Below are 8,832 nucleotides of genomic sequence, written 5' to 3'. Positions count from 1 at the left end.
CGGGGTGGGGGGGGGGCGGCGCGGGGGGGGGGGGGGGGGGGGGGGGGGGGGGGGGGGGGGGGGGGGGGGGGGCGGGGGGCCCCCCCCCCCCCCCCCCCCCCCCGACTCTACGAAGGCAGGGCGCAGCCGTCGCGCCGGATCATCCTTTCTGGCGCTGCTCCTGGATGGCCTTGTCCAGTGCGTCCAGGTCATCGGTGGACGACTGCAGCCACTGCGGGTACTCGGCGGTTTCAACGAACCCCTCGCCACGCAGGACATCGTCCAGGTCTGGATCGTCATTGCCGTCGTGCTGCAGGAAGCCCGCCATCAGGCCGGACAGGCGGTGCGCGGCCTCGAAGGCAGCCTGCAGCGAACCAGCCGGCTCCACGATGGTGCCGAGGAAGGCCGCGTAGGCGGCGTGGTCGACCTCGAAGTCGTCACGGTTCTTGAAGGCCTCGGCGCCCAGCTGTGCTTCGCCGGAGTTGTGACGGGCGAAGCCCCAGGTCCAGATGTCGAGGAAATGCAGCGCTTCCAGCTTCTGGCGTTCTTCCGGATCCAGATCGATCGCGCCGGACAGGGCGTATTCCATGGTGGCGGCCGAGAAGGCTTCGGTGCCGGAGTTCGCGTGGAAATCGCTGAGGCTGCGCAGCGCATCGGGCTGATGCGGGTCGAGCTGCAGGGCACGGTAGATCACGCGCGCGCCCTCGATGTGGCGGCCCTCGGCGATGAAGATGTTGAGGGCGTGATTGGCCAGCTGGGCGGCGTTGAGTTCAGCGAAGGTCGTCATCGGGGCGGGGATAGGGAAAGGGCGGTCCGATGGTAGGTGCAGTGTTCCGCTGCAACAAGGGCCACGCCCGGTCGCGCGCATGAACATCCACGCCATGCGTGGATGCTCGCGCGCCGCATCGAAGCCGAACACTTCACAACCCACAAGCACCGCAACCGCGACCATGGGCCTCCCCACGTCCATGAGTTTCACCGAGGATGCTGCAGAACCTGCTCCATTTCGCACCGCTGCTGACCGCGGTGATGACCTGCGTGACCGCCCTGATATGGGTGGTCTACCTCAACTTTTTCCTGCGCAGCTACCGCCGCCAGCAGCGTCCCTCGATCCTCATCACCTCCGGTGCGGGGCGCAACCTGGACGCGCACTGTTTTGTGACCAACCTCGGCCTGGAGCCGGTGTACCTGCTTGACGTGGTGATCGACCTGATCGAGCCCGACGGCACGGTCGTGCGCGCGGTCATTCCCGAGCGTACCGAGCACTGGAGCAAGGGCACTCCCAGCGAAGACGAGGACATCCGCCGCGCCACCAATGTCGGCCCCCTCAGCAGCGGCGGTGAGCGCGACCTTGGCCGGTTCCGCACCCTCATCGACCGCGCCGGCACCGAGAACCCGGACATCAAGACCGGCAACGCCTTCACCAGCCTGGAGATCACCGTGGTGATCGTCACCGCCAGCCAGGCCGAGCTGTGCGGCGCCTCGCGCTGCTATCGCATTGAATATGGCGACGATGGCGCGCCGAGATTGAAGGCCAGAACCATCAAGGCCGCGCAGCTGCAGGGGTACTTCGCACGCAGGAACCTGACGCGGCTGCTGACCACGCAGCTGGAAAGCTCGCGCCAGTAACGTCGACGGCTCCGCTGTTGTAGAGCCGAGCCATGCTCGGCTGCATTGTTTTTGTAGAGTCGAGCCATGCTCGACTGGTTCGCGCAGACCGCAGCCGAGCATGGCTCGGCTCTACAGAAGAGCGAAAGGCAGCCGAGCATGGCTCGGCTCTACAGATCACTCGGCGGCCGGGCTGCGCTCGTCACGCACCGAATAGATCACCGAGAAGATCTTCCAGCCCTGTTCGGTGCGGATCAGCTGCCACATCTCCTTGCCCCAGTTCTGCTTCACGCCATCGGACAGGAACGTGTAATCAAAGGTCAGCGAGGCGGCGTCGCCATCGGTTTCGATCTTCGGGTTGGAGAAAACCTCTTCCTTCGGCGTGGACGAGGCAATCGCGTTGTCGATGAGCGAGATGAAATTGTTCGAGGGAATCTGCCGCGCCTTGATCGCGTCGGGCTTGGTCCTGCGGATGTCCTGCAGGCGCACGTCCTCGGAAACGAACTGTCAGTCGATGTCCTCTGGCTTGTCCGAGAAGAACAGGCTCAAGTAGGTGGGCTTGTCCTTGTTGACCAGCGCGGTGCGGAAGGTTTCCAGCACCTGTTCGATGGCCCTGACGTCCTCCGCGTGCGCGGTTGCCTGCGCACCGGCATGGCCGGCGGCCAGCAGGCCTGCACAGAGAAGCAGGGTAAAGCGCCCGACGGCGAAGCGCGCGCATCAGCGGGCGGGTGGTGCGGTCATCCATGGCATCCGACCTCAGGTGCCTCGGGGCACCGGCGCCAATCTAGCATGCGGCGCCTCGGATGAGCCAATCGAAACGCAGCCGAGCATGGCTCGGCTCTACAGCAAGCCGCGACCAGCATCGTCGTCGCGCCTGCGTCTGCGTCTGCCGAGGTACATGCGCACTGCCAGCAGGGTCGCAAAAACCACGACGGCCGCCTGCGCCGTGGGCGAGGGCGTTGCCCCTGCCTGTGGCCAGAAGCACAGCGCGCCAGCGAACAACGCCAGTGCAGTCATCGCCAGCAACAGAAGCTTTTTTGCCAGCGGTGGCGAGAATGGCAGTGAGATCGCGGGCGCGGCGATCAGAAGCAGCGCGCCGCCGGTAAGGCCCGCGCCGGTACGGCCCAGGCCGATCTGTCCGAAGACGGCGATGGCGATCATGACCAGGCCCATCAGGGCGGTGCAGCCACCGATGACCAGCGCCAGCGCGTTGCCGATCCGGCGCAGCACGGGCGCAGACCGTGAGGCCCCGCGTTCCTGCCCAGGCAAACCACATTCGTCCATGAAATCGATCCCGTGCTGCTGCTTCCCGGGCCAGTCTGCCCGCAACCAGCGCCGCTGTCCAAACGGCGGCATCGACCAGCCGGTGCCGCCGCTCTGGCGCACGCGCCCGGAGGCGAGTACCAGTTCCTGCACGATGCGCAGGCCAGCCAGTGCGCAGTCCGTGTCGGCAAGGGCGATGCGGCGGCCCAGGCGCAGCTGCGGTTCAAGCCAGGGGTGGCCGTCGGCGGCCGCGCCAGCGCCGATGCGGTGCAGGGTGTTGATGAAGCCGGGGATGCGGGGTTCCTTGGCATCCTCGGTGTTGGCCGGGGTAGGCATAGGCTGGTGGGCGCGAAGCCCCCACGCACCGCCCGCCATGGCCGGCAGACGGATTGCCTGCCGGCGCCACGCGAAGTGACGCCGACTGGCAAGCGCAAACATTACCTACTGAGTCACGGGGATTCGAAACCCGGCCACCCTTTTTTGGTGGCAGGTCATTCGTACCCGCGCTATCTCAAGGTGCCGATCAGACAGGTTGCAGATCGACTGCAAACCCCGTCGCTTCCAGCATTTTCGCAGCGCTGTTAAGCCGCCAAAACCCTTGCTGCCGTTGGTGTCGCAGGCACCTGTGCAAATTGCGACAGGCGTCTGCATTGCACGCCGCCGACATGTATCCTCAGCGAGGCGATCGCGACAACTCGTCGTCGATCACGCTGTCGATCCAACCGGCATAGCGCGAGATGCGCACGTTGTGCACCACCTGCCCGTAGAACCCCGCTTCCAGCGCATGCTCCGGCACGGCCGTGATCCACGAGCCCAGACCGACCAGCTGCCAGCCATTGCGGTCGCGGATCATCAGCGGGCCGCCGCTGTCGCCGCCGCCTATCACGCCTTCCAGCGGCAGACCGTCACCCGGGCCATCGAAGCGATACCAGAGATAGCGGTCGTTGCCGCCGGTGACCGCATTCTCCGCGCGGCGCAGCTCGCCCCGGTGAGGCGCACCTGGCAGCAGCCCGGCCAGGCCGGTACCGGTGGCACCTTTGCCCACGAGCGTGGCGATCTTTCCCGCTTCGTCCTGCCCGCGATAGAGGCGAACCGGCGTAACGTCGCTGACCGGCGTGGCCAGCTGGATCAGCGCGATGTCATCGGAGGCGGCGAGAAAGGCGTGGATCGGGCCCGGGTTGCCGGAGGCCAGTGCCGCCTGGCCGAGTGCAACGGGCAGGCGCCGGTAGCCCGGATGCACGACCACGCGTTCGACGCGGTAGGCCTGGCCGTTGATCTGCACTTCGGCATCCATGCCCTCCATCGGCGCGGCGTGTGCGGCGGTCACCACCCAGCGCGGCGCGATGAGCACGCCGTGGCCCTCACCGGGCATGTCGGCCAGGGCCGGGAAGGCGGAGGCCGGAACGCGGTAGGCGCTGTCATCCACATCGCTGCGGATGACGATGGCGCCAGCGGTGAAGGGCAGGGTGGCGAGGGCGAGCAGAAGCCAGCGGTGCATGGGTCGGTGCAGTCCTGTGCGGGTCAATCCGCACCGTAGCCCGGTTCCGGCTTAGGGAACACCGCTGTGCGACGAAGGGGCGATTCGGTGTGATCAACCGGGAGGATTGAGGGGTGACGACCGCCACTCCGGCAGACCGACCGCGCGGCGGGTGCGCGCCACGATGGCGGCGATCTCTGCCTCGAAGCCGCCGCCGGGTTGCAGTCGTGACGTGAGCTCGGCACAGCGTCGCTTCAGCACATCGACCCATGGCGCTGTTTGGCTTTCCTCAGCGGCCAGGGCCAAGTGCCGGCGAGCCTCGTTCTACGCGCCCGCCAGCCCGGCGGTTATGCCGGCATGCATGTGCTCCCGGATGCCCGGTTGGGGGTGACGGCTCATCAACGCACCTACCTGTCCCAGGGTGGGGAAGCGGTCACGCTGGGCCAGCCCCTCGGCGACCGACTGCTCGGCCAGTGCCTGTGCGGCCCCGGTACGTGCCGGGGCCTCGATGCCTCGGCGGAGAACTGCGTCAAACGTGTCCGGGTCATTGGCGGACGCCGGCCCGTTCAGCAGGCGGGCCAGCAGCGGGTAGACATCCACGTTGTCGAAACCCTCAATGGTCCTGCCGGCGCGACCGGGTCTGGCCTGGAAGGCGACCGGCTGGCCGACGCTGGTGGCCACGGCAACGGTCGGGTCGACCATGCGTTCGGTGTCGAGCACGTGGCCTTCCGGCAGTTCGCCCATGCCGTGGTCGGACAACAGCACGATGTTGCTATCGCTGGCCAAGCCCCGCGGGTCCAGGCCTTCCCGCACCTGGCCGACGATGGTATCGGCGCGCTGGATCGCCTCGCGGTACTCGGCTGACTCCGGGCGGTAGGTGTGGCCGGCCTTGTCGACGTTTTCCATGTACAGCGTCCCCAGGCGCGGCGCCTGCGCACCGGTCTGTGCCAGCCAGTCCAGCACGGTCTGCACGCGGTCTTCCAGCGCGATGTTGCGGTCGTAGACCTGCCACTGGCTGGGCCGCACGCCCTGGATCGCGGCCTCGCTGCCGGGCCACGACCAAGTGGCCGTGCGCACCCGGCTTTCTCGGCGCTGACCCAGATCGGCTCGCCGCGCCACCAACGCGCGTCGGTGACGGCGGCCGGGCGGTGCAGTCGAGCATGGCTCGGCTCTACAACCGGGCGAGGGCCTGCCAGTCGCGCTCCGGCTGCATGCCCTGGCTTTGGATGAAGGGCGCCAAGCCCGCGTAGAACGCCTGGGGAACAGGATGCTTTGCGCCGTCCCATTCGAGTCGGTTGCACTGGAAGCAGACCTCCAGCGTGTGGGTGCGCTTGTTCCCTTTGTAGAACTCGAAGCGGTGATGCGGCTCGAAGATGCAGGCGGCAGTCCACATGCTTACATAGGGATCGATTCCCTCCAGCGTGGCGAGGAACGGCTGTTTGTCAGCGTTGGCCAGCACCATGTCGCGGTATCTGCGCTCGGCGCGCGGCGTGTCGCTGTTGATGCCTTCGTTGGTGTCATACCGGTAGGAATGTTCAACGACCACGATGCGGTCGGCGTCGCGGGCCACACGGGCAAGATCATCCAGCATGGGTTGGCCCTCGGTATTCGGTGGGTTGTCTTCGATGGCCAGCGGGTCCTCGCTGGCGGCGGCCGCTGGTGGCGTCGTTGCCTGTGGGGTGCACCCGCAGACGACACCCAGCAGGACCGGAATCATCATTCGATGCAGCAGGCGCATCAGTGGCTACTCCTTGCGGGTCGCAGGGTAGGTGGTGGCACCGCGCTTCAGTTCGAAGCCGGCCACCCGGCCTGCCGTCGCGAACGGGAAGACGATGGTCATGTCCTCCGCCGTCGTGAAGTATTCGCGCCCGGACTGCCGGAACAGCTCCATCGGCCGCGCACCGAACAGGTCGCTCTGGAAGTACAGGCGATCCCCTTCGCGGGTGACACGAGCGGGCGTGTCCATCAGCACGTAGTCACCGGCCACCTCGGCATTCAGCGCGGCGTCGGCGGCCATTGCGGGCTTTTCGACGATCTGGAACTCCGGCCAGCCGTACTCGGCCGCCACGCTTACCAGAATCTCATCGACCAGGGCGGCGCCCCCGTCACTGTTGGTCAGCACCACGATGCCCTGGCCGGTGTGGGTGTAGCCATAGATCTGGGCGCGGAAGCCGTGGGTGCCGCCGGTGTGGGCGAAGCTGGTGCCGCTGCCGATGGGCTCGACATACAGGCCGAGCGCGTAGTCGCCCTTGACGCGGGTCAGCATCTGCGTGGCCATCGCGCTGGACAGCACCTTGCCCGGGGCACTGCTACCGCTGTTCTGTATCTCAAGCACCACCTTGGCAAGGTCGCTGGCGGTGGTCCATAGCCCGGCCGCCGCCGCTTCGGGATAGACCCGCCAACCGCCGGCCACCGGCTGGCCATCGCTGGGGTGGGCATGGGCCGCACGCGCGCGCTGGGCAGGCGGCAGGTCAGTGGCATAGGTGCTGTCGCGCATCTGCAGCGGCCCCAGCACGAGGCGCTGCATCAACTGCGGATAGGGCTGCGCGCCAGCGTCGGCCATCATCTGCTGGACGACGGTGTAGCCGCCGCCGGAATAGGTCCAGGCGCTGCCGGGCGTGGCCTCGACGCGGATCGGATCGGAGTTGGCCGGGGCGACGCCATCGAGGATCTGCAGCAGGGTCGGCAGGCGCTCGCCCTGCGCGTAACCGAGGAAGCCGTGCACGCTGATGCCCGCGCTGTGATTGAGCAGCCCGCGCAGCGTGACCGGCTGCTGCGCGGTGAACGTGCTGTCGGGGATCTTCCAGTGCTGCAGCAGGGTATTGGCCGGCGCATCCAGTGACAGGCGGCCCTGATCCACCAGTCGCAACGCGCCGACGGCGGCAACCGTCTTGCTGACAGAGCCGGCCTGGAACAGGCTGTCCGGCGTGGCCGCGCGGGTGCTGCCCGGCTCAAGCACGCCGTAGGCCCGTGCCCATTCGATGCGCTGGTTGTTGATGAGAGCGATGCTGACCGCCGGCACATCGTGGAAGGCCATGCGCTCGGCCAGGGTCATTTCCTGGCTCGCGTGGCCCTTGACCACGATGCGGCTGGAAAGGCCGTGCTCGACCCGGGCGATGCGCGCTTCGATGTCGGCCGGTGGGGTCTGCGCGTGCGCGCTGGAGGCTAGCAGGAGCAGGGGTATGAGGAGGCGGGTAGCAGGCAATCCGTTGCGGGTGCTGGGCATGGTCGGGGTCTGGGTGGTGGGCGTGGCGGAGGCAAACGCAGTGGAGCATGGCTCGACTCTACAACGGCTGAGTGCGTTTTAATGGTGGCCACGAATGTTGTCTGGTAATTGATTCCATGTTCCACGTCCCTGCTGTCCCCTTGGCCATGTCCCGCTTGCTGGAGCCTGTCGCATGAAGGTCCTGCTGCAGGAACAGCATATGCAGGTGGGCCTGGACGAGGCCGACCTGGGCCAGCTTCTGGCCGGCGAGACTGTCGAGAACATGACCCGGTTCGGGGGCAATGGGGGCTGGGGCACGGCTCTGTCCCTGCATGGGGGCGACCAGGCGGTGCTGCTGGACGGGGGCACCTACTGCAGGCTGGTGCTGCCGCGCGAGGCGGTGCAGGGGCTGGCCGCTGGCACGGCGGGCCTGCAGTTCCCGCTGTATCTGGATGACGGCACCACGCTGCAGCTGCACGTTGTGGTGGGCGGCCAGTGAACAGCGGTGGCATGAACCCGGCCGCCGCCGATGATGGCGACGCCCTGCATTTCTGCAGCACGAGCGCTTCCTCTGCAATGCCGTGGCGCTGGATTGCGTGCACCTGTGCCGGATTTCCTTCCCCAGGCTGAGCCTGCTGGCGACCCGCATGCCGGGGCTGCAGGCGAAGCTGTTCAGCCTGCTCAGCGCGGAGATCGGCAAGGTGGCCACGCTGGCGGCCAACCATCGCACCGAAGAGCGCATGGCCGCCTTCCTGCTGGACATGTCCGAGCGCTATGCCCGGCGTGGTTTCTCCGCGACGCGGTTCAAGCTGGCCATGGCGCGCAACGAGATCGCCAACTATCTGCGCATGGCGACGGAGACCGCGAGCCGGGTGCTGCGGCGGTTGACCGATGACGGCGTGATCGCCGTGAAGCAGCGCGAGATCCTGCTGCTGCAGGCGAAGCGGCTGGCCGGGCTGGCGGTGGCCGCGGACAGCCGTCCAGACTGACCTCGCGACGGCGGTAGCGCCGGGCTGCGCCCGGCGGATGCATCACGCCATCAATACAGCTCGCAATGCGTGCGGCCTTTACCGCGCAGCGCGTCCCACTGCCCCTGGCCCCCGATCGGTGGTGGAGATCACCATGACGTTCTGCAGGGTGTTCAGCAGCTGGGCGTTGTCGGGGGTGTAGCTCATCGCAGGTCTTCTGGGAGCCGGCAGCGCCGGTGTGGGGTTCCTGCATAGAGATACGCGCCCGGCGCGTGCCGCGGATTGATGTTGGTCTAGTGCAGCCGGGTGAGGCCTGCGACCGGGTGACGGAG

General features: G+C 67.4%; 9 protein-coding genes and 1 pseudogene. 3 read left to right on the top strand and 7 right to left on the bottom strand.

The features are described 5' to 3' along the window. Positions 1–139: 139 nt before the first annotated feature. Complete coding sequence (locus tag NQ204_RS02645) at positions 140–766, bottom strand: hypothetical protein (RefSeq protein ID WP_116862438.1); 627 nt, start codon at positions 764–766, stop codon at positions 140–142. Between the two features lie 197 nt (positions 767–963). Between NQ204_RS02645 and NQ204_RS02640 the strand changes: the two genes are divergently transcribed. Next, on the top strand, positions 964–1,608 hold the full coding sequence (locus NQ204_RS02640; protein ID WP_116862437.1) for a hypothetical protein: 645 nt from the start codon (positions 964–966) through the stop codon (positions 1,606–1,608). 156 nt (positions 1,609–1,764) lie between these two features. On the opposite strand, the pseudogene NQ204_RS02635 reads toward NQ204_RS02640, so the two are convergent. From NQ204_RS02635 to NQ204_RS02610, 6 genes and pseudogenes are all read right to left on the bottom strand, one after another. Beyond that, positions 1,765–2,256, bottom strand: a pseudogene (locus NQ204_RS02635) (nuclear transport factor 2 family protein). A gap of 171 nt (positions 2,257–2,427) precedes the next feature. Continuing rightward, on the bottom strand, positions 2,428–3,288 hold the full coding sequence (locus NQ204_RS19640; RefSeq protein ID WP_488192335.1) for a hypothetical protein: 861 nt from the start codon (positions 3,286–3,288) through the stop codon (positions 2,428–2,430). 235 nt (positions 3,289–3,523) lie between these two features. Beyond that, positions 3,524–4,348, bottom strand: a complete 825-nt coding sequence (locus NQ204_RS02625) for a trypsin-like serine protease (RefSeq protein WP_116862436.1) — start codon at positions 4,346–4,348, stop codon at positions 3,524–3,526. Between the two features lie 303 nt (positions 4,349–4,651). Then, the gene (locus NQ204_RS02620; protein ID WP_343238423.1) at positions 4,652–5,404 is read right to left on the bottom strand and encodes an alkaline phosphatase family protein; all 753 of its coding nucleotides are present in this window, start codon (positions 5,402–5,404) and stop codon (positions 4,652–4,654) included. 94 nt (positions 5,405–5,498) lie between these two features. Continuing rightward, positions 5,499–6,065, bottom strand: a complete 567-nt coding sequence (locus NQ204_RS02615; protein WP_256642995.1) for a hypothetical protein — start codon at positions 6,063–6,065, stop codon at positions 5,499–5,501. 6 nt (positions 6,066–6,071) lie between these two features. After that, positions 6,072–7,553 carry a serine hydrolase domain-containing protein gene (locus NQ204_RS02610; RefSeq protein ID WP_256642994.1) on the bottom strand — a complete coding sequence of 494 codons (1,482 nt, stop codon included), beginning with the start codon at positions 7,551–7,553 and terminating at the stop codon, positions 6,072–6,074. Between the two features lie 172 nt (positions 7,554–7,725). Here NQ204_RS02610 and NQ204_RS02605 point away from each other — a divergent pair, with 172 nt between their 5' ends. Both NQ204_RS02605 and NQ204_RS02600 read left to right on the top strand, forming a co-directional pair. Then, positions 7,726–8,031: a hypothetical protein gene (locus NQ204_RS02605; RefSeq protein WP_116862433.1), complete on the top strand. Its 306-nt coding sequence runs from the start codon at positions 7,726–7,728 to the stop codon at positions 8,029–8,031. 82 nt (positions 8,032–8,113) lie between these two features. Next, positions 8,114–8,521: a helix-turn-helix domain-containing protein gene (locus tag NQ204_RS02600; protein ID WP_256642993.1), complete on the top strand. Its 408-nt coding sequence runs from the start codon at positions 8,114–8,116 to the stop codon at positions 8,519–8,521. The last annotated feature ends 311 nt before the right edge of the window (positions 8,522–8,832 follow it).

Origin of the sequence: Stenotrophomonas testudinis, from assembly GCF_024499815.1 — a bacterium.
In the GTDB taxonomy this organism is placed as follows: domain Bacteria; phylum Pseudomonadota; class Gammaproteobacteria; order Xanthomonadales; family Xanthomonadaceae; genus Stenotrophomonas.
The sequence above is the reverse complement of the archived record's forward strand: the minus strand, read 5'-3'. Positions and strand labels throughout refer to the sequence as shown.

Coding starts and splice junctions, on each gene's coding strand:
- NQ204_RS02640 (WP_116862437.1), top strand. CDS start 964: ATGCTGCAGAACCTGCTCCATTTCGCACCGCTGCTGACCGCGGTGATG.
- NQ204_RS02605 (WP_116862433.1), top strand. CDS start 7,726: ATGAAGGTCCTGCTGCAGGAACAGCATATGCAGGTGGGCCTGGACGAG.
- NQ204_RS02610 (WP_256642994.1), bottom strand. CDS start 7,553: ATGCCCAGCACCCGCAACGGATTGCCTGCTACCCGCCTCCTCATACCC.
- NQ204_RS02645 (WP_116862438.1), bottom strand. CDS start 766: ATGACGACCTTCGCTGAACTCAACGCCGCCCAGCTGGCCAATCACGCC.
- NQ204_RS02615 (WP_256642995.1), bottom strand. CDS start 6,065: ATGCGCCTGCTGCATCGAATGATGATTCCGGTCCTGCTGGGTGTCGTC.
- NQ204_RS02625 (WP_116862436.1), bottom strand. CDS start 4,348: ATGCACCGCTGGCTTCTGCTCGCCCTCGCCACCCTGCCCTTCACCGCT.
- NQ204_RS19640 (WP_488192335.1), bottom strand. CDS start 3,288: ATGTTTGCGCTTGCCAGTCGGCGTCACTTCGCGTGGCGCCGGCAGGCA.